The sequence below is a fragment of the Paenibacillus nanensis genome (genome assembly GCF_003583765.1).
In the GTDB taxonomy this organism is placed as follows: domain Bacteria; phylum Bacillota; class Bacilli; order Paenibacillales; family Paenibacillaceae; genus Pristimantibacillus; species Pristimantibacillus nanensis.
Map to the genome: position 1 here is coordinate 63,836 of NZ_QXQA01000014.1, position 20,858 is coordinate 84,693.

16 protein-coding genes are annotated in these 20,858 nt (G+C 53.5%); all 16 read left to right on the forward strand.

The genetic code is table 11. The features are described from left to right. The first annotated feature begins 13 nt into the window (after positions 1 to 13). The 16 genes from clpX (at position 14) to D3P08_RS19825 (ending at position 20,423) form a co-directional block, all read left to right on the forward strand. On the forward strand, positions 14 to 1,270 hold the full coding sequence (gene clpX / locus D3P08_RS19750; RefSeq protein ID WP_119601749.1) for an ATP-dependent protease ATP-binding subunit ClpX: 1,257 nt from the start codon (positions 14 to 16) through the stop codon (positions 1,268 to 1,270). 159 nt (positions 1,271 to 1,429) lie between these two features. Continuing rightward, a complete protein-coding gene (ispG, locus tag D3P08_RS19755) occupies positions 1,430 to 2,539 on the forward strand; it encodes a flavodoxin-dependent (E)-4-hydroxy-3-methylbut-2-enyl-diphosphate synthase (RefSeq protein ID WP_119601751.1) in 1,110 nt (369 codons plus the stop codon). A 1,081-nt stretch (positions 2,540 to 3,620) separates the two neighbouring features. Next, positions 3,621 to 5,324 (forward strand): ATP-dependent protease LonB, encoded by a 1,704-nt coding sequence (gene lonB / locus D3P08_RS19760; RefSeq protein ID WP_119601753.1) that lies wholly within the window; start codon positions 3,621 to 3,623, stop codon positions 5,322 to 5,324. A 37-nt stretch (positions 5,325 to 5,361) separates the two neighbouring features. Continuing rightward, positions 5,362 to 7,743 carry an endopeptidase La gene (gene lon, locus D3P08_RS19765; RefSeq protein WP_119601755.1) on the forward strand — a complete coding sequence of 794 codons (2,382 nt, stop codon included), beginning with the start codon at positions 5,362 to 5,364 and terminating at the stop codon, positions 7,741 to 7,743. Continuing rightward, the gene (yihA, locus tag D3P08_RS19770) at positions 7,740 to 8,354 is read left to right on the forward strand and encodes a ribosome biogenesis GTP-binding protein YihA/YsxC (RefSeq protein ID WP_119601757.1); all 615 of its coding nucleotides are present in this window, start codon (positions 7,740 to 7,742) and stop codon (positions 8,352 to 8,354) included. The genes lon and yihA overlap by 4 nt, the downstream gene beginning before the upstream one ends. A 191-nt stretch (positions 8,355 to 8,545) precedes the next feature. Further along, a complete protein-coding gene (locus D3P08_RS19775) occupies positions 8,546 to 9,136 on the forward strand; it encodes a non-ribosomal peptide synthetase module (RefSeq protein ID WP_119601931.1) in 591 nt (196 codons plus the stop codon). Between the two features lie 343 nt (positions 9,137 to 9,479). Beyond that, positions 9,480 to 9,878 (forward strand): adenosylmethionine decarboxylase, encoded by a 399-nt coding sequence (speD, locus tag D3P08_RS19780; RefSeq protein WP_119601759.1) that lies wholly within the window; start codon positions 9,480 to 9,482, stop codon positions 9,876 to 9,878. A gap of 197 nt (positions 9,879 to 10,075) precedes the next feature. Beyond that, positions 10,076 to 11,458, forward strand: a complete 1,383-nt coding sequence (hemA, locus tag D3P08_RS19785) for a glutamyl-tRNA reductase (protein WP_119601761.1) — start codon at positions 10,076 to 10,078, stop codon at positions 11,456 to 11,458. An 11-nt stretch (positions 11,459 to 11,469) separates the two neighbouring features. After that, positions 11,470 to 12,282 (forward strand): cytochrome C assembly family protein, encoded by an 813-nt coding sequence (locus tag D3P08_RS19790; RefSeq protein WP_119601763.1) that lies wholly within the window; start codon positions 11,470 to 11,472, stop codon positions 12,280 to 12,282. Between the two features lie 26 nt (positions 12,283 to 12,308). Further along, positions 12,309 to 12,989 carry a precorrin-2 dehydrogenase/sirohydrochlorin ferrochelatase family protein gene (locus D3P08_RS19795; RefSeq protein ID WP_119601765.1) on the forward strand — a complete coding sequence of 227 codons (681 nt, stop codon included), beginning with the start codon at positions 12,309 to 12,311 and terminating at the stop codon, positions 12,987 to 12,989. Next, positions 12,970 to 13,932 (forward strand): hydroxymethylbilane synthase, encoded by a 963-nt coding sequence (gene hemC / locus D3P08_RS19800; protein ID WP_119601767.1) that lies wholly within the window; start codon positions 12,970 to 12,972, stop codon positions 13,930 to 13,932. The genes D3P08_RS19795 and hemC overlap by 20 nt, the downstream gene beginning before the upstream one ends. Positions 13,933 to 13,935: 3 nt before the next feature. After that, entirely contained in the window at positions 13,936 to 15,489 is a 1,554-nt protein-coding gene (gene cobA / locus D3P08_RS19805; protein ID WP_119601769.1) for a uroporphyrinogen-III C-methyltransferase, read from the forward strand. Further along, positions 15,486 to 16,481, forward strand: coding sequence for a porphobilinogen synthase (gene hemB, locus D3P08_RS19810; protein WP_119601771.1), 996 nt, complete (start codon positions 15,486 to 15,488; stop codon positions 16,479 to 16,481). Before cobA ends, hemB begins: the two co-directional genes overlap by 4 nt. A gap of 5 nt (positions 16,482 to 16,486) precedes the next feature. Further along, positions 16,487 to 17,788, forward strand: coding sequence for a glutamate-1-semialdehyde 2,1-aminomutase (gene hemL, locus D3P08_RS19815; RefSeq protein WP_119601773.1), 1,302 nt, complete (start codon positions 16,487 to 16,489; stop codon positions 17,786 to 17,788). Positions 17,789 to 17,817: 29 nt separating this feature from the next. Beyond that, positions 17,818 to 18,795 (forward strand): RluA family pseudouridine synthase, encoded by a 978-nt coding sequence (locus D3P08_RS19820; RefSeq protein WP_119601775.1) that lies wholly within the window; start codon positions 17,818 to 17,820, stop codon positions 18,793 to 18,795. 167 nt (positions 18,796 to 18,962) lie between these two features. Next, positions 18,963 to 20,423 carry a LysM peptidoglycan-binding domain-containing protein gene (locus D3P08_RS19825; RefSeq protein WP_119601777.1) on the forward strand — a complete coding sequence of 487 codons (1,461 nt, stop codon included), beginning with the start codon at positions 18,963 to 18,965 and terminating at the stop codon, positions 20,421 to 20,423. Positions 20,424 to 20,858: the final 435 nt, after the last annotated feature.

Consider the following 20,858-nt stretch of genomic DNA (forward strand, 5'->3'; position numbering starts at 1 on the left):
AAGGGGTGAGCGCATGTTTAAATTCAATGACGAAAAAGGCCAATTGAAATGCTCTTTCTGCGGCAAATCGCAGGATCAGGTTCGCAAGCTTGTAGCCGGTCCTGGCGTCTATATATGTGATGAGTGCATTGAGCTTTGCACGGAAATCGTGGAAGAGGAGCTTGGCAATGAAGAGGAGCTGGATCTGAAGGATATTCCGAAGCCAAAGGAAATCCGCGCGATTCTGGATTCCTACGTTATCGGCCAAGATTTCGCTAAAAAATCGTTGTCCGTAGCGGTTTACAACCACTACAAACGCATTAATTCCGGAAGCAAAATCGAAGATGTCGAGCTGCAGAAGAGTAACATTCTATTGCTCGGTCCTACCGGCTCCGGTAAGACGCTGCTCGCTCAGACCATGGCAAAAATTCTTAACGTACCGTTTGCGATAGCGGACGCGACGTCGCTAACCGAAGCGGGCTACGTCGGCGAAGATGTTGAGAACATTCTGCTCAAGCTGATTCAAGCTGCTGATTACGATGTTGAAAAAGCCGAACGCGGCATTATTTACATCGACGAAATCGATAAAGTTGCGCGCAAGTCGGAGAATCCGTCCATCACTCGCGACGTGTCCGGTGAAGGCGTGCAGCAAGCCCTTCTCAAAATTTTGGAAGGCACGGTTGCTTCCGTTCCTCCGCAAGGCGGCCGCAAGCATCCGCATCAAGAGTTTATTCAAATTGATACGACGAACATTTTGTTCATCTGCGGCGGCGCCTTCGACGGCCTGGAGCAGCTGATCAAACGCCGGATCGGCAAAAAAGTGATCGGCTTCAGCTCCACAGGCGAAGCGCAGAAGGATTTGAAGCCGGGCGAATACCTGTCCATGGTGTTGCCGGAAGACCTTCTCAAGTTCGGTCTGATTCCGGAGTTTGTCGGACGTCTGCCGGTTATTTCGACGCTGGAGCCTCTTGATGAGCCAGCGCTCGTTCGTATCCTGTCCGAGCCGAAGAACGCGCTGGTGAAGCAATACCAGAAGCTTCTTGAAATGGACAACGTGAAGCTGGACTTCGAGCCGGCTGCTCTTGACGCGATCGCGAAGGAAGCGATCAAGCGCAATACCGGAGCGCGCGGTCTCCGCGCCATTATCGAAGGAATTATGCTTGACGTGATGTACGAGGTACCTTCCCGTGACGACGTCAGCACTTGCCTGATTACGGAGAAATCGGTGCAGGATAAGATTATGCCTGAACTGTCCGCGAAGAAGGGCAAGAAGAAAGAAGAAAGCGCGTAATACGGCGATATGCCTCACCGTTCCACCCCATGGCCTGCGTCCTCGCAGGCACATGGGGTGGACTTTCTTTTGCTTATGTACGATAATAAGAAAGATTGAAACGTAATTGGATTTCATAACGTAAATAGGTCTTATTAGCTAGGGTGGGAGAGATCGATTATGTATTTGCGTCATCAAACGGTTCCTGTCAAGGTTGGCAATTTGACGATCGGCGGCAGCAACGAAGTTATCATACAGAGTATGTGCACAACAAAGACGGCGGATGTTGAGGCGACGGTTGCGGAAATTTTGCGGCTCGAGGAAGCGGGCTGCCAAATCGTGCGCGTCACCGTCAACAACAAGGAAGCCGCAGATGCGATTAAAGAAATTAAGAAACGCATTCATATTCCGCTCGTTGCGGATATCCATTTTGATTATAGGCTAGCGCTTGCGGCAATAGAGAACGGGATCGATAAGGTTCGGATCAATCCCGGCAATATCGGGCGGCGCGAGAAGATAGAAGCCGTTGTTAAGGCGTGTAAGGAGAAAGGTATTCCCATTCGTATCGGCGTAAATGCCGGCTCGCTGGAGAACCATCTTCTTGAAAAATACGGCTACCCGACGCCAGAGGCGATGGTGGAAAGCGCGTTGTTCCATATCGGCATTTTGGAGGAGCTGGACTTCCACGATATTATCGTGTCGCTGAAGGCATCGGATGTGCCGATGGCCATTGCCGCTTACAGCATGGCGGCTGAGAAGATTAAATACCCGCTGCATCTCGGCATTACGGAGGCCGGCACGCTGCACTCCGGAACAATCAAGAGCTCGGCGGGAATCGGCGCGCTGCTTGCGATGGGCCTTGGCAATACGGTGCGGATCAGCTTAAGCGCCGATCCGGTTGAAGAAGTGAAGGTCGCCCGCGAGCTGCTGAAGACGTTTGGACTCATTACAAACGCTGCGACGCTTATTTCCTGTCCGACATGCGGACGTCTCGATATCGATCTGTTCTCGATCGCTAACGAAGTCGAGGAATACATTTCGAAGATCAAGGTGCCGATCAAAGTATCCGTGCTGGGCTGCGCCGTTAACGGTCCGGGCGAGGCGCGGGAAGCCGATATCGGAATCGCGGGCGCGAGAGGCGAAGGCATGCTGTTCCGTTACGGCGAAATGATTCGGAAAGTGCCGGAGGCGGAGCTGCTGAACGAGCTGAAACGCGAGATAGACGAAATTGTGCGTGTATACGAAGCGACAGGCGAAATTCCCGGACGCAAGCATCACGCTCATTCATAAGCGCTGACAATGACGAGGCGAGCCCTCCTGCACAGGAGCGGACTCGCCTTTTTTGCTGAACGAAAAATCGGAGGGCGAGTAGGAATGTAGCTTTGTACGAAAAATCGTACAAAATGGGCCGCTTAGGGCACGGAGGGCATTGTTTTGTATGAGAAATCGTACAAAATTGTTCGCTTGGGGCGCAGTGTGCATTGTTTTGTACGAAAAAACGTACAAAAGTGGCGCTCAAAGCGCGATGTGCATTGGATTTGTACGAAAAATCTTACAAAATGGGCCGTTTAAGGCGCGGTGGGTATTGTTTTGTGTACAGAAGGGGGGCTCAAAGCGCGATGTGCATTAGATTTGTACGAAAGATCGTACAAAAAGGCCCGCTTAAGGTGTGGTGGGCATTGTTTTGTACGAAAGATCGTGCAAAAGGAGCGCTTAAGGTGCGATGTACATCGGATTTGTACGAAAAAACGTACAAGACGGCCTGCTTTGAGCGCGGAGAGCATTGTTTTGTACGAAAAATCGTACACGATGGCCTTCTTTGAGCACGATGGGAATTGTTTTGTACGAAAAATCGTACAAAATGGGCCGCTTAGAGCGCGGAGAGCATTGTTTTGTACGAAAAATCGTACACGATGGCCTTCTTTGAGCACGATGGGAATTGTTTTGTACGAAAAATCATACAAAAGGGTTCGCTTGGGGTGCAGTGGGCATTGTTTTGTACGAAAAAACGTACAAAAGGGGCGCTCAAAGCACGATGAGCATTGGATTTGTACGAAAAAACGTACAAGACGGTCTGCTTTGAGCGTATTGTTTAACGTAAAAAAAGGCCCGCGCAGATCGCGAGAGCATTATCTTTGTACGAAAAATCGTACAAATGCCCGCTCAGGCAACGCGCGGCAGTACCTCACAGCAGCGCCGAATTGGTATAGGTTCATCGCTTTCCTGCTAATTTCAGATAAGCGGCGATTATTCCGTATGGCAAGAGGCAATACTGACTGAATACGGATAATTTTAACGAATGGGCATGATAATGGCTTCGTAGAATCGGGCCGCCTGTAGACGTTATTCGCTTGAAAGGAGCGGGAGAGTTATGAATTTAAGTCTTGTATTAATGTTGGTTCAGGTGTTTTTTGCGGTAGTGATCGGCCTCTACTTCTGGAATTTGCTACGCAATCAGAAGACAAACCGCTCAGCGGTGGACCGCGAATCGAAAAAAGAGATGGATAAGCTTAGGAAGCTGCGCTCCGTGTCGCTAACCAAGCCGCTGGCGGAGAAAACAAGACCGCAGACGATGGGGGATATTATCGGGCAGCGCGACGGCTTACGCGCGCTCAAGGCCGCTTTATGCAGCGCGAATCCGCAGCACGTGATCATCTACGGTCCGCCGGGCGTAGGGAAGACGGCGGCGGCGCGCGTTGTGCTGGAGGAGGCCAAAAAAAATCCGGCGTCTCCCTTTCTGCCGGAGGCGAAATTTACAGAAATCGACGCGACCACCGCTCGCTTCGATGAACGAGGCATTGCGGACCCGCTGATCGGCTCTGTGCATGATCCAATCTATCAAGGCGCTGGCGCAATGGGGGTAGCGGGCATCCCGCAGCCGAAGCCGGGCGCAGTTACGAAAGCTCATGGGGGCATTTTGTTTATTGACGAGATCGGTGAATTGCATCCTGTGCAAATGAATAAGTTATTAAAGGTGCTTGAGGACCGGAAAGTATTTTTAGAGAGCGCGTACTACAATTCCGAAGACGCGAACATCCCTCTCTATATTCATGATATTTTCCAAAACGGCTTGCCAGCCGATTTCCGCCTCGTGGGCGCAACGACACGGTCGCCGCAAGAGATCCCTCCAGCCATCCGCTCGCGGTGTATGGAGGTGTTTTTCCGTCCGCTGCTGGCCGATGAGATCGCTTTGGTGGCCGAGAACGCGGTGAAGAAAATCGGGTTCGGTCCTTGTCCGGAAGCGATAGATGTCGTGAAAAAATATGCGACGAACGGCCGCGAAGCGGTCAACGTGGTACAGCTTGCCGCCGGTGTCGCGCTTTCGGAGAAGCGGGATCAAATTACGGCCTCCGATATCGAATGGGTTGTCAACAGCAGCCAAATTCCGCCGCGTCCTGACCGCAAGGTGCCTTCCGAGCCGCAAGTCGGCTTTGTGAACGGGCTGGCTGTTTACGGACCGAATATGGGCACGCTGCTTGAGATCGAGGTCAGCGCGATTAAAGCGGTCAAAGGGAAGGGCCAGTTTACGATTACAGGCGTTGTGGACGAGGAGGAGCTGGGCGGCGGATCGCGGACGCTTCGGAGGAAAAGTATGGCGAAGGGCTCCGTTGAGAACGTGCTGACGGTGCTGCGCCGCATTGGTCTTAGTCCGCAGGATTACGACCTTCACATTAACTTCCCCGGCGGAACGCCGATCGACGGACCTTCGGCTGGGATTGCGATGGCGACCGCCATTGCTTCGGCTATTACCAAAACGCCGGTTGACAACAAGCTCGCAATGACAGGAGAAGTCGGCATTCACGGCAACGTGAAGCCGGTGGGCGGCGTTCTCGCCAAGGTGGAAGCGGCTTTCCAAGCCGGCGCCCTGCAAGTTATAATTCCAAGGGAAAACTGGCAGGCTATATTCGCCGACCTTGACGGTCTTAAGGTCATTCCTGTGGACCGGATCGAAGAAGTGTTTAACCATGTATTCCCGCATTCGATCCTCCAGGAAGAGAAGGCGGAAAAGCCGGTAGCGTCGGATGCGTTTATTTCGGCGAACGTCCCCTATTTGCAGGCGGATTCCGCAGAATGATAAAATAGGCTAGATGGATAAGAATGGAGGTGCTGGCATGGGACCTGGCAAATCGAAGGGTCGACGTCTGCCCTTGCTTCCGCTTAGAGGGCTGCTTGTTTATCCCAGCATGGTGCTCCACTTAGATGTGGGCAGGGATAAGTCCGTTCGCGCGCTCGAACGCGCGATGGTCGAAGACCATATGATTCTGCTTTGCTCGCAGTCGGAAGTGAATATTGAGGATCCGACCGAAGAGGATATTTATAAAGTCGGCACGATCGTAAAAGTGCGCCAAATGCTGAAGCTGCCAAACGGCACGATCCGTGTGCTCGTTGAAGGCGTCGTTCGTGCGGAGGTGCAGAGCTACGTTGCGAATGAGCAATATTACGAAGTGCTTGTGAAGGAGCTGCCGGAGGAGGAAACGGACGATCCGGCAGTCGATGCGCTGATGCGTTCGGTGCTGAATCAATTCGAGCACTACATCTCCTTGTCGAAGAAGGTGACGCCGGAGACGTACGCTGCGGTATCGGACATTGATGAGCCTGGCAGGCTGGCCGATGTGATCACGAGCCATTTGTCGCTCAAAATTAAAGATAAGCAGGAAATTCTCGAAACGATCGACGTCAAGCAAAGGCTCGAGAAGCTTCTAGATCTGCTCAACAACGAACGCGAGGTTCTCGAGCTGGAACGCCAGATTAATCAGCGCGTGAAGAAGCAGATGGAGAAGACCCAGAAGGAATATTATTTGCGCGAGCAAATGAAAGCCATTCAGAAGGAGCTTGGCGAGAAGGAAGGCCGCGCCGGCGAAGCGGAAGAGCTGCGCAACCAGCTGGAGGAAGCCGGCGTTCCCGACAGCGTGCGCGAGAAGATCAACAAGGAGATCGACCGGCTCGAGAAAATGCCGCCATCCTCGGCTGAGGGAGGCGTCATCCGCAATTATATCGATTGGTTACTCGCGTTGCCTTGGAGCAAGGAAACGGAAGATGATCTGGTATTGTCGAAGGCCGAGGCCATCCTGAACGAGGATCATTACGGACTGGAGAAACCGAAGGAGCGGGTACTGGAATATCTCGCCGTTCAAAAGCTTGTCAAGAAGCTGAAAGGTCCGATCCTCTGTCTAGTAGGTCCGCCGGGAGTAGGCAAAACCTCGCTTGCAAGGTCGATCGCCAAATCGCTGGGCCGCAAGTTTGTCCGGATATCGCTTGGCGGCGTCAGGGACGAAGCGGAAATTCGCGGACACCGGCGCACTTATGTCGGCGCGATGCCGGGACGGATCATGCAAGGCATGAAGACGGCCGGAAGCTTGAATCCTGTATTTTTGCTTGACGAAATTGACAAGATGGCATCCGATTTCCGGGGAGACCCGTCCGCGGCGCTGCTCGAGGTATTGGATCCAGAGCAAAACAGCACGTTCAGCGACCACTACATCGAAGTGCCGTTCGATTTGTCCAAGGTTATGTTCGTGACGACCGCTAACGCGATGCACAATATTCCGCGGCCCCTTCTCGACCGGATGGAGGTTCTTTACATTCCGGGATATACGGAGCTGGAGAAGGAGCGGATCGCAGAGCGGTACCTCCTGCCGAAGCAGAAGAAAGAGCATGGCCTCAGCGAAGAGCAGCTGGAGGTAACCGATGAAGCGCTCCGACTGCTTATCCGGGAATACACGCGTGAAGCAGGCGTCCGGAATTTGGAGCAGCAGATTGCGGCAGTATGCAGGAAGGCGGCCAAACATTTTGTCTCGGAGGAGAAACAAGAAGCGGAATCGGAAGCTCCGCAATCGATCCGGGTCGATGTCGACCGGGTAAAAGAATGGATCGGACCTCCGAAGTTCAGATTTGGCCTTGCGGAAAGCGAAAATCAGGTCGGCGCTGTGACCGGGCTAGCATGGACGGAGGTAGGCGGCGATACGCTCGTTATCGAAGTAACGGTTATGCCAGGAAGCGGCAAGCTGACGTTAACGGGCAAGCTGGGCGATGTGATGAAGGAATCCGCGCAGGCGGCCTTTAGCTTCACCCGTTCGAAGGCGGAGGAGCTGGGCATCGATCCGGCTTTCCATGAGAAGAATGACATTCATATTCATATTCCGGAGGGCGCAATACCGAAGGATGGGCCATCCGCCGGAATTACAATGGCGACGGCGCTGATCTCGGCCCTGACGAATCGTTACGTCGACAGGGAAGTGGCCATGACGGGCGAGATCACCCTGCGGGGAAGAGTGCTGCCAATCGGCGGTTTAAAGGAAAAGTCGCTTGCGGCGCACCGTGCCGGCATTAGGAAGGTTCTGCTTCCGAAAGATAATGAACGGGACCTTAGAGATATCCCGGACAGCATCAGAGAAGAGATGGAGTTCGTTCCCGTCAGTCATATGGACGAAGTTCTGCGCCATGCGCTGCTGCCGGCTGCATCAGAGGAGAGGGCAGGTACAACGATTTCATGAAGATATTAGACGTACAATTTGTTATAAGCGCGGTCAGACCGTCGCAATATCCTGAGGACGCCTTGCCAGAGATCGCTCTGGCGGGGCGTTCCAACGTGGGCAAATCATCCTTGATTAATAAGCTCATTATGCGAAAAAACTTAGCAAGAACCAGCTCGCAGCCCGGTAAAACCCAACAGCTGAACTATTACCGCGTGAATGACATGGTGTACCTCGTCGATTTTCCCGGTTATGGGTATGCGAAGGTGTCCAAAACGAGACGCGAGCAATTCGGCGAAATGATTGAAACGTATTTGCGGGAACGAGAGCCGCTGAAGCTGCAGCTGCTCGTAATCGATATCCGCCACGAGCCTTCCAAGGACGACGTTTTGATGTATCATTGGCTGAAGCACTACGAAATTCCGACGTGTATTGTAGCGACAAAAGCGGATAAGATCCCTAGGTCGAAATGGGAGAAGCATATTAAAATGATTAAAACAACGCTGGAAGCGGATCCCCGCGATCCCGTTGTCCTATTCTCTTCGGAAACAGGACAAGGCCGTGAGCAGCTTTGGGATATTATTAACGAAGCGATTGCCGCACATCATGCAGAAAGCGCGGGAAGTTCCTGAATAAAGCGGAGAATTGTAGGCAATTGTAGCGGTTCCTTGTGATTTCCACCGTTTTTTCTTGAAATATGCGCAAATTTGAGGGCTGGCGAGCAGGAAACTATTTGGCAGATCACGTATAATAAACATAAGCAATGCTGAAAAGGCTGCCACTGGCGAAGCTGGTGGAGTCTCAAAGAATTGAGGAGATTTTTATGGCTAAGCGGCTAGCCACAGAGTATGTTAATGCCAAACTGCAATTGAAACACGAAGAGATGTCCCGATTTATAGAGCTTATGGAGGATGGGCAGCTAAGGCTGCAGGTACTGGTGCTCGATAACGGCAATCAGGAGCTTCTGCTTCGGGATACAGCAGGGAGGGAAGAAGTCAGACTGACCTTCGAGCGTCAAAAAGACTATTATGTATGCGAGCTTTCTTGCCGTATTGAAGAACCTCGACTTGCTAACGCGCTCCGTAAAGCGGTTTCCGCTTTCCGAGGCAACGCGATCGTTAATCGAATTTACAGCCATTATACGATGATCTATCACTATAGGAACGGCAAAGTGCAAAAGATTGTGGAGAGCTCGTCCTCCGGCGAGCGCGTCGTATTCGAGCACAAGGACACGCAGCTGCAGCTGGAGCGGGTATTCCGCAGCCGGCTGATCGAACGCGAGATCGGACTTGTGCAGGGCGCGGTGAACGAACTGCTGGATCTGCGCAATCAAACGACCGATCGAGCCGAAATTGCGACAATTGACCTGAAGCTGACGGAGCTGACCCGCAAGCTGTTTGTGCTGGAAGCATAGGAACGAATTGAAACAACTTTTTTAGTGGAGAAGCCGCTTATCGGCTTCTCTTTTTTATTGAAATGTAGCGGTAGCGGGACAAGTACGGCGCTCATACATTGTTACGTAAAAATCATGGCCGAACTCAAAAGCCAATTAGCAAAAAAAACTATTGCATTTATCCCGGATAGATGTTATTTTTATTTTCGTTGAAAACAATGACGTACAAGAAAAATTAGGAACCAGGATTCACTCAGGACATGGTTATGTTGCGAGAGATTAATCCCTCGGGAAGTGAATGACGTAGGTCCTAGCGGATGAAATTTTTTAAACATTTTATTCCTAGGAAGGGGGAACCGAAAGGATGGAATATTCAACTTTCGGAAGACACGTTGCTGTTGATGCTTGGGGTGTAGATTTTGATCTGCTGAACAGCGCTGAATTTTTGCAATCTCACATGGTAGAGGCTGCAGAAGCATGCGGCGCAACGGTTTTGTCGGTACAATCCAAACAATTTGAGCCTCAAGGCGCAACAGTGCTCGTGCTGCTGTCGGAGAGCCATCTCTCGATTCATACGTATCCTGAGAGAGGTTTTGCCGCGCTTGACTGCTACACCTGCGGTGAAACTGTTGATCCTCAGCTCGCGATCGATTACATGCTGGCAGTGCTGAAACCGAAGACTGCACATGCGAAGAAGCTTGTTCGCGGCATGGGCGAGCTGCAAGTAGAAGAGCCAAAAATGAAACAAATCGAGCTGGTCTAACCCGCTCAATGATGAACGATATGGAAATAACCATGGAGCCTATCCATGGTTATTTCTTTGTAGAAACAGGGAATAATGATGAAAGTATTTTCAAACATTATTCAAAAATGAACCCTTTATGAATGTCGAACTATGCTATAATAATCGATAACAACAAGGGAAATGGACTAGCAGAAGAGGAAGGCAGGTGATCGCGCATGCACATTATCGCAGTAGGTCTTAATTATAAGACGGCTCCAGTTGAAGTGAGAGAGAAGTTTACGTTCGCCGAACGTGATTTGCCGGCGGCTCTGCATGGTCTCATGGAAACGAAGAGCATTATGGAATGTGTCATCGTGGCGACTTGCAATCGTACGGAATTATATGCTGTCGTGGATCGGCATCATCTATGCGGCCATTATATCCGCAGCTTTATGGAGAAATGGTTCAATATGCCGCGCGAACAGTTTACGAATCATTTATATATGTACGAGGACGAGAAAGCGATTCAGCATTTGTTGCGGGTGACCAGCGGACTTGATTCGATGGTTATCGGCGAGACGCAAATTTTGGGCCAGGTAAAAAGCGCGTTCCTGCTGGCTCAAAGCGAAAAAACGACGGGTACCGTATTTAACATGCTGTTCAAGCAAGCGGTAACGATGGCGAAACGGGCGCATTCCGAGACGATGATCGGCGAAACCGCCGTATCCGTCAGCTATGCTGCAGTCGAGCTTGGCAAACAAATCTTCGGCCATTTTAATAAAAAAACGGTCATGGTCATTGGCGCAGGCGAAACCGGGGAATTGACGGCCAAGCACTTGTACGCCAACGGCGCGGAGCGCGTTCTTGTCGTCAACCGCACGTTTGAACGGGCTGCCCAGCTGGCCGACAAGTTTAACGGCATTCCGTGTTCGATGGATGAGGCGGTCAAGAAGCTGCCGGAGACGGATATTATCATTAGCTCGACCGGCTCGGAGAACTACGTGCTGACCCGGGATCAGGTGAAGGATGCGATGAAGAAGCGCAAGTCGAAGCCGCTCTTTATGATTGATATTGCGGTGCCTCGAGATTTGGATCCCGCGATCGCCTCGGTCGATAATGTGTTTCTGTACGACATCGACGATCTGGAGGGCATCGTGCAGAGCAACCTGGAGCAGCGGCGTCAGGAAGCGGCCAAGATCGAAGTGATGATCGAGGAAGAGCTGAAGCTATTCGACCAGTGGTACAAGACGCTGGGCGTCGTGCCTCTGATTCGCGCGCTGCAGACGAAAGCGTCCAATATCCATGAAGAGACGATGGCCAGCCTGACGAACAAGCTGCCGGATTTGAACGAGCATCAGCTGAAGGTCATTCGGAAGCTGACCAAAAGCATCGTCAATCAGATGATGCAGGATCCGATTCTAGGGATTAAAGAGATGGCGGGCGAGAAGAGGCCGGAGGAAGCGATGGATATGTTCGTGAAGCTGTTCGCGCTTGAGGAGCAGCTGGCGGAGTCGAAGAAGAAGGAAGAGCTTGCGGCCGTTACAGAAGCTCCGTCGGCGCCTAAGCATTCCGAACTGCTGCATCCCGGCGCTGCAGCGCCCGCATTCTCACGTCCTTAATTGGAGGAGCTATGGGATACGCGAGTTGGCTATACGATGCGATAATCTATATATACGCCCTGAGCCTTCTGTTTTATTTCTCCGACTTTATGAACGCAAGCCGGAGAGCGAAACGGATTGGAGCAGGGCTCCTTATTTTTGTGTGGGTGCTGCAGACTGTTTTCCTGGTGACGAAGCTCTACGCGAACATAGGGCTTCCTATCTTAAGCACGTTTGTCTATTGGCTTGCCTTTTCATGGCTCCTTGTGACCGTATCGCTCGTCATCAGCCGGTTTTTCAAAATCGACTATGTCGTTTTTTTCGTCAATGTGATCAGTTTCGCCGCACTGGCGCTTAACTTCTACAGCGGAACGGACAACGGGGAGCAGTATGCGGTAGGGCAGACGACGAGAGAGCTTTTATATGTACATATTAGTTTGGTGTTATGCGCGTATGCCGCGCTTACGATTGGCGCATTGCTTGCAGGCATGTACTTATTCCTCCATAATCGACTTAAAAGCAAGCGTTGGTCGCAGTCAATCCGGCGGTATCCCAGTCTCGACACGATTGAACGATACGCCGATCGGGCTGTCATTATCGGGGTTCCGCTGCTGGCGATGTCGCTGGCTGTGGCAGCCACTTCGCTTGTTGTCGAGGGAAGATTGGTTCTGTTGCTGGATTGGAAGGTACTGACGTCGTTTGCGTCGCTGATCGCTTACATCGCTTATATCTATCAAAGAGCGGTTAACAATCGGCCAGGACAGCAGCTTGCCAAGCTGTATATTTTTGCTTTCGGCATGTTGATTCTTAATCTGCTTACGAGTTCGTTCTCCTCGTTTCATTAGCGGCGCAGGGAAGGATAGAGGCGAAGATGGAAAAAAACGCGTCAAACGGTTATTATCCGGTTGCGCTTAAGATGGCCGGCAAGCGGTGTCTTGTGGCTGGCGGCGGGAAGGTTGCCGAGCGTAAGCTGATGGGGCTGCTCGAAGCCGGCGCCGACCGGGTTGTGCTTATAAGTCCTGCCGTGACGGAAGCGATCCAGAAGCTGTCGGACATTGGCGCCATCGAGTGGCTTCCTAGAGCCTGTTCGGTTAAATCCGATTTGTCCGGCGCATGGCTTGTCATTGCGGCAACGAATGATCGAGAGCTAAATGCGGCGATAGCTGAAGAGGCCGAGAGGCTAGGGATTCTTTCTAATATCGCGGATGATTACGAACGTGGGAGTTTTATTACTCCTTCCGTCATTCGGAAGGGCCGGCTGCTGATTTCCGTCACGGCTACCGGAGCTAGCCCGGTATTTGCAAAAGCCGTGAGCCGTGAGCTTGAGAGCCGGTATGGGCAGCGTTATGCGGATGCGCTTGAGCGGCTCAACGAGCTGCGCAGGCTGGCTCAAGAAAAAATAGAGGACCGCATGTTGAAAGAGAAGGTGCTGCGGCTTGCAGCGGACGAGTGTCTTACGATGAAGCATAGTATGGGGCATGCAGAAGATTGGCTCCATCGCTTAATAGATCGCACTAAAGGGGGGCTTCAAGATGAGCAGCAACAACAATAGGCAGCGCGTAATCGTTGTCGGTACACGTCAAAGCGCGCTGGCGCTGACGCAGACGGGCCAAGTGATCGACGAGCTGAAACGAATCAGCGAGCGTCAAGGTTGGAATTATACGTTTGAGATACGTAAGATCGTCACGAAAGGCGACCGTATTCTTGATGTTACCCTTTCGAAAGTGGGGGGCAAAGGCTTATTTGTGAAGGAAATCGAGCAGGCGCTGCTGGATGGCGAAATCGATCTGGCTGTCCATAGCATGAAGGATATGCCCTATGAATTGCCGGAAGGGCTGATGAACGGCGCGACGCCGAAGCGGGTCAACCCGCTGGACTGCCTGGTTACGCGCGATGGCGGCGGATTGGACAAGCTCCCGAAAGGCGCGCGGGTCGGGACGAGCAGCCTGCGCCGCTCCTGCCAGCTGAAAAACGCAAGACCCGATTTGAAGCTGGAGTCCATTCGCGGCAATATCGATTCGCGTATCCGCAAACTCGAGACGGAAGGCTTTGACGCCGTTGTGCTTGCGGCCGCTGGCCTGACCCGAATGGGATGGGAGGACCGCATTTCCGCCCTTATTCCGGAGGATGTCTGCATCCCGGCCGTTGGGCAAGGGTCGCTTGGCATCGAATGCCGAGAGAATGACGAGGAAGTTAGAGAATTGCTGCAATTGTTGAATGATAAGGAAACCGAGCTTGCGGTGCGCGCGGAACGAAGCTTTCTTGGTACGCTTCAAGGGGGCTGCCAGGTTCCGATCGGCGCTTACGCCACGATCGTGTCTCAAGGCGAAGAAGGCGCGCTGCTCGAGCTGACGGGGATGGTCGGCTCGCCAGACGGCGAAACGTTATTGAAGGAAAGGAAACAAGGAAAGGATCCTGAATCGTTGGGAAGAGCTGTAGCCGAAGCGTTAATCGCTAGCGGCGCGGACCGCATCCTAGCGGAGATCGGAGGCTGACCGATGAACAAGGGGAAGGTTTATTTGGTTGGCGCAGGACCCGGCGATCCGAAGCTGATGACGCTGCGGGGACTGGAATGCCTGAAGGCTGCGGACGTCGTCGTCTATGACCGGCTCGCCAGTCCGAGACTGCTTCGGCATGTCAAACAGGGCGCCGAGCTGGTCTACGTCGGGAAGCTGCCGGACCGGCACACGATGAAGCAGGAGGAAATTAATCAGCTGCTTGTCGATCTGGCTCTCGCCGGCAAAACCGTTACGCGGCTGAAGGGCGGCGATCCGACGATCTTCGGCCGCGTCGGCGAAGAAGCGGAGCTTCTGTACGATAACGGGATCGAGTTCGAGATAGTGCCGGGGATTACATCGGCGATCGCGGTTCCGGCTTATGCCGGTATTCCGGTAACGCACCGCGATCTGGCTTCTTCTTTATCCATCATAACCGGACATGAAAGCCCGGATAAGCTCGACCGCTCGATCCATTGGGATAAAGTAACCAATGCGACGGGTACGCTGCTGTTCCTTATGGGCGTAGCCAAAATCGGTTATATTGCGGATCAGCTGATCAAGCATGGCAAGCCGCCGGAGACGCCGGTCGCTCTTGTGCGCTGGGGAACGAGAGTGGAGCAGGAAACCGTCGTCGGCACGCTGGCGACGATCGAACAAATTGTGAGAGAGGCGAACTTCCAGCCGCCGGCTGTTATCGTGGTCGGAGAGGTTGTGCTGCAGCGGGAGAAGCTTCGTTGGTACGAGAACAAGCCGCTGTTCGGGATGCGCATCCTGGTGACGCGCGCCAGGGCGCAGGCCAGCGAGCTTGCCGACAGCATTGAAGCGCTGGGCGGAGAGCCTTGCGAGTTCCCTGTCATTGACATCCGGGAGCCATCGGATGCGGATGCGGTGGAGAAGATCCGTCTGCGCTTGGAGGAGGCGGAGAGCTATCAATGGCTCATGTTTACAAGCGTGAACGGAGTCGAATATTTTTTCCGTTTTCTGCGAAAGTTCGGGATTGATATAAGAAGGTTTCATGCGGCGCGCATCGCGGCTGTCGGCCCCAAAACGGCGGAGGCGCTTATCGCCAAAGGGTTAATCGTAGAGGAGCTTCCGGTCAAATTCCACGCGGAATCGTTGCTGGAGAAGCTTGAGGGCATGGTGGAGCCGGGGACGCGCGCTTTGCTGCCGAGGGGAGATTTGGCGCGCGAGGTGCTGCCGAAGGAGCTGGCGGCCAAAGGCGTTGAGGCGGTTGAAATTGATGTTTATGAGACGGTTCTTGCGGAAACGCAGGACGACCTTGCGCTTGCGTATATCCGCGAAGGCGGCATTCATATGGTGACGTTCACGAGCTCCTCAACGGTCACGAATTTGCTGGAATTAATGCGCCGTAAAGGCGCTGCGGATCCGGTGAAGCTGCTTGAAGGCATTCCGATTGCCAGCATCGGCCCGATTACAACAAAAACGATTGTCGATGCAGGTCTTGAGGTAACGGTTGAAGCGGAAGCTTCCACCTTGGATAGCTTAATCGACGCGATCATGAAGTATAACCTAGAGAGGAGATTGAAATCATGAGTTACCCCATTGTCAGACATCGCCGGCTGCGCAGAACGGCTGGCCTTCGGAGCTTGGTGCGGGAGACCGCGCTTAGCGTGGATGATTTGATCTATCCGATTTTTGTGACCCACGGTGAAAAGGTGAAGGAAGAGATTCCTTCGATGCCGGGCGTATACCATCTTTCGATGGATTTGCTGGAGGCGGAAATTCGAGAGGTTGTCGGACTAGGCATCAAATCGATTCTGCTGTTCGGCGTACCGAGCCATAAGGATGCGGAAGGCTCTTCGGCTTATGACCCGAACGGCATCGTGCAGGAAGCGACGCGCAAGGTAAAAAGCTGGGCTCCAGAGCTTGTTGTGGTTGCGGATACCTGCTTGTGCCAATTTACAGATCACGGGCATTGCGGCGTTGTGCACCAGGATAAAGCGACGGGCGTTGCGGTCGTGGACAACGACAAATCGCTGGAGCTTCTGGTGCGCACTGCAATTTCGCAAGCGGAAGCAGGGGCAGATGTCATCGCGCCGTCCAATATGATGGACGGATTCGTGCACGCGATTCGGTCCGGTCTGGACGAAGCCGGCTACAGCGACATCGCGATCATGTCATATTCCGTTAAATACGCGTCCGCATTCTACGGCCCGTTCCGCGATGCGGCGCATTCCGCTCCGCAGTTCGGCGACCGTAAGACTTACCAAATGGATCCCGCCAATGCGAGAGAAGCGCTCCGCGAGGCGGAGTCCGACGTAACGGAAGGCGCGGATATGCTGATGGTGAAGCCTGCGCTGGCTTACCTTGACATCGTGAAGACGCTCAAGGAGCAATTCGATCTGCCGGTTGTCGCGTATAATGTGAGCGCCGAATATTCCATGGTGAAAGCGGCGGCCGCTAACGGCTGGATCGACGAACGCTCCATCGTAACGGAGACGCTGCTCAGCATGAAGCGCGCGGGCGCGGACATTATCATTACGTATCACGCCAAAGATTTGGCCAAGTGGCTGAAGGGAGAATAAACGTAATGGCAGACAGCGGCAAAAAAAGAATCGATGCCCGCTCGGCGGAGGCTTTCGCCAGAGCGAAGAAGGTTATTCCAGGCGGCGTAAACTCGCCGGTGCGCGCATTTAAGTCGGTTGGACTTACTCCGGTCTACATGGAACGGGGAGAAGGCAGCCGCGTGTACGATATCGACGGGAACGTCTACATCGATTACGTCGCTTCCTGGGGACCGCTCATTATGGGTCACGCTCACCCCGAGGTCATCGAAGCGCTCCGCAAAACAGCGGAGAAGGGGACCAGCTTCGGCGCTCCTACCGAACTGGAGACGCTGATGGCGGAGCTGGTTTGCGAGCGCGTGCCTTCCGTGGACGTTGTGCGTATGGTGAACTCCGGCACGGAAGCGACGATGAGCGCGCTGCGCCTTGCGCGCGGCTATACGAAGCGGAACAAAATTATGAAATTCGAAGGCTCCTACCATGGCCACGCCGACAGCTTGCTGATCAAAGCGGGCTCCGGCGTCGCGACGCTTGGCTTGCCTGACAGCCCCGGCGTTCCGGAGCAAGTCGCTTCGAATACGATTACGGTTCCTTATAACGATATCGAATCCGTGAAGCTCGCTTTCCAGAAGTACGGCGAGGAGCTCGCCTGCGTCATTGTGGAGCCGGTTGCCGGCAACATGGGCGTCGTGCCGCCGCTCCCAGGCTTCCTGGAAGGGCTGCGCAGCATTACGAGCGAATATGGCAGCCTGCTTATTTTTGATGAAGTGATGACGGGCTTCCGCGTCGGTTATCACTGCGCCCAAGGCCTATATGGAGTAACGCCTGATCTGACCTGCTTCGGCAAGGTCATCGGCGGAGGGCTTCCAGTCGGCGCTTACGGCGGCAGACGCGAGATTATGGAAATGATCGCGCCTGCGGGGCCGATCTATCAGGCGGGCACCTTGTCGGGCAATCCGCTTGCGATGGCGGCGGGCTACACGACACTTAAGCTGCTCACGCCGGAAACGTATGAGCTGCTCGAGCGTCAAGCGGTCCGGCTGCAGCTTGGTTTTGAAGCCAACGCGGAGAAGCACGGTATTGCGTCGACCATTAACCGCGTCGGCTCGATGGTATGTCCGTTTTTCACGGACAAAACGGTCATTAACTACGAAACGGCTAAAACATCGGACCTGGATCGGTTCAAAAAATATTTTGCGGCGATGCTGGATCTTGGCGTAAGCATTGCGCCATCTCAGTTCGAAGGCATGTTCGTGTCCGCCGTTCACAGCGACGCGGATATCGATGAGACGATCGCCGCGCATGATGCCGCATTGCAGCGTCTGTAACGCGGTTTAATAAAAGGGGGCTTCGCCGCATGATCGAGAAATACGCGACGCGCGAAGGCGAGTGGCTGCTGTTGAATGTCGAAGATCTTATCAACGATCCCGACTATCCTTCTGCACCAGCCGCTGGAGCCGACAAGCCGCAGGCCGGCAGTCATCCGCATTTGGTGCGGAATTGGCTGCTGGCCTCTTCCTTGTTCCCGGCCAAATGGATCAACCGCTTATTCTCCGTCGGCGGGATACAGTGGCAGGGCCGCAAGGTCGGATTGCTTGCTTTTCCTGCCGCAGATTTGGAAAAGGACAAGCTGTATAGACAAGCTTCGGGCAGCGCGGGTGAAAACCAGCTAAAGCCGGAGGCGGTCTTATATGAAGACGATTACTGCCTTGTTTTAAACAAGGCCGCCGGCATGCCGGTTCACGCTTCCTACGAAGGAGAAGGCGGCACGCTCGATTTGGCTGCTTGCCGTCACCTGCTGGCGCAAGGAGATCCGCTGGCCGTACGGCATATCCATCGCCTTGACGACGATACGTCAGGCCCCGTCCTCTATGCGAAAAATGACTTGGCGCAATGGAAGCTCGATGAGGCAATGCGAGAGAAGGCGGTTGACCGGATATATTTGGCTGCCGTTCAGGGCCGTCTTCGGAAAGCGAAAGGCCTGATCGACGCGCCGATCGGCAAGGACCGTCATCACTCCGCCCGGCGCCGGGTGACACCGAACGGGGATGCGGCGTTGACGCGGTACGAGGTCGTCGCCGAGCTAAACGGTATCTCAATCGTGCGGCTTGAGCTGGAAACCGGAAGAACGCATCAAATCCGCGTCCATATGAGCCATATCGGACATCCTTTATTAGGCGATGCGCTATATGGCGGCGCGACCTCTCGTCTAAGTCATCAAGCGCTCCATGGCGAAAAGTTGTGTTTTCCTCATCCATTGTCAGGCAGCATCATCGAGGTTCCAGCTCCTTGGCCGGCATGGCTTCGGAATATGGTGAAGGACAAATCGTTTTAGAGCGAGTTCACACATTGGCTACCGCGATTTTCTAAGTGGTGGTATAGACTTTTTGGACAGCCTTTTCAAGTGAAAAAGACAGTCATGCTCCCGACTCTCCTGCCATATAGATAAGTAGTGAATGTATAGCTAGCCCAAGCATTCAGTACGAGAAGGGAGGAAATGGCGTGTCGAATGGGACGAACGGATTGCGCTTTGATGTGTATGAACGGGTACATCTGCCCGATGACGTCGCGGGAATTGACGAGCTGGAGGAGATTGAGCTAGTTCCCCGGATACAAGTCATTGACAGGGGGGAGCAGGCGATTTTAAAAGGCCAGCTGCTGCTTAGCGGCGTATATCGCGGACAAGAAGGGGCACCCGGTCCATACGCGCTTGAGCACTGGATTCCAGTCGAAATATCTTTGCCTATGAATCGGGTGACTAGGCTGGACGATATTTCCATTGAAATCGATAATTTCGACGTGGACCTGCTGTCTGCCCGCACGCTGAATATAACGGGCGTATTGTCGCTTCGCGGCATTTCCGTTGATCCGGTGGAGGAACAGCAGACGGAGCAGTGGGAGGAATCATTCACTGCTGTGCATCAAAGGGAACTGTATGAGCCGAACGAGCTTGAAAATGAGGAACAACTTGAACAGCAGGCGTTATACGCAAACAGCGCTGATGAAGCGGCGGAACCGGCGGTTGAGATCAGGGAAGAGGCTGAACCGGCGACTGAAGAGGTTTACATATCGGCTGTAGATCAGCCTGATGAAGCTGAAGAGCAGGAGGCTATTCAGCATGCGGAAGCTCTCCAGCAAGCGGAGGCTTCCCGCGAACAAGCGGAACTCAGCTGGCTGGAGTGGAATGCTCAGCAGGAAGCCAACCAAGCTGCCATCGAACAGCAGCAGGCATCCCAGCAGACGTACCAACACCATCAGGAAGCGCCGCCAACGTATCAGCAGCAGCAAGGCAGCTCGCCGTTTGCGTCGCTTTATCAGCCATACCAGCAACCGTCTTATGCGTCTCGCCCCATCCAGCAGCAAGCTGAGTGGGAAGAGACCATCGCGGAGACTCAAGCCATAGAAGCTCAAGCAGCAGAGCCTGAAAGCAGCGACGAACCGTATCGCCCTGAAGAGGCAAGCGAAATCGAGGAGCCTGCGATTTCCCTGCAAGAACAGGAGCCGCTGGAAGAGCGGGAGCCTTCGTTGTCGGCTGAGGTCATTGCGATTGAGCCGGAACCGGAGCTGGAAGCGAAGAAGCCGCAGGAAGTGCAAATCGCTTTTCAGAGTAAGCCGTCCGGAGGCTCGGAGGAGGCTTCGAACGAGCTCGGCTTCCGCACGCTGCTGCAGTCAAGCAGACGGGAGCAAGCCGCTCGACATGCGGCGGAGGAAATCGCGAATGTGAAAGCTGCTGAAGCGGAGAAGGCTGAGTCCACTGAGGATGAGATCGAATGGAAGCGCCTCTTCTTAAGCAAGCAGTCCGAGGATAATGAGTTCCGCAAAATTAGGATGTGTATCGTCCAACGCGATGAGACGCTTGAACAGATCGCAACACGATACAAAATGAACCCGCGTGAAATTTTAATCCATAACGGCTTGCATGAATCGGCGGTTGCGGAAGGCCAACTGCTGTACATCCCGTAAACGTTAGGATTGTAATTAATTAGAAAATGCCCGCCTTGGCGTGACATGCGCCAGGTTGGGCATTTTTTGTTTGGATTCGCAAGTAAATGCCCACCCGGAGCTGGGTTCGAGCAAATAGTAACGCCACACGCATGTAAAAGTCTGTCGGGAGCCGGCTTCGAGCAAATAGTAACGCCACACGCAAGTAAATGTCTGCGGGAGCCGGATTCAAGTAAATAGTAGCGCCACACGCAAGTAAAAGTCTGCCGGGAGCCGGATTCAAGTAAATAGTAGCGCCACACGCAAGTAAATGCCCACCTGGAGCCGGATTCGAGCAAATAGTAGCGCCACACGCAAGTAAATGCCCACCCGGAGCCGGATTCGAGCAAATAGTAACGCCACACGCAAGTAAAAGTCTGCCGGGAGCCGGATTCAAGTAAATAGTAGCGCCACACG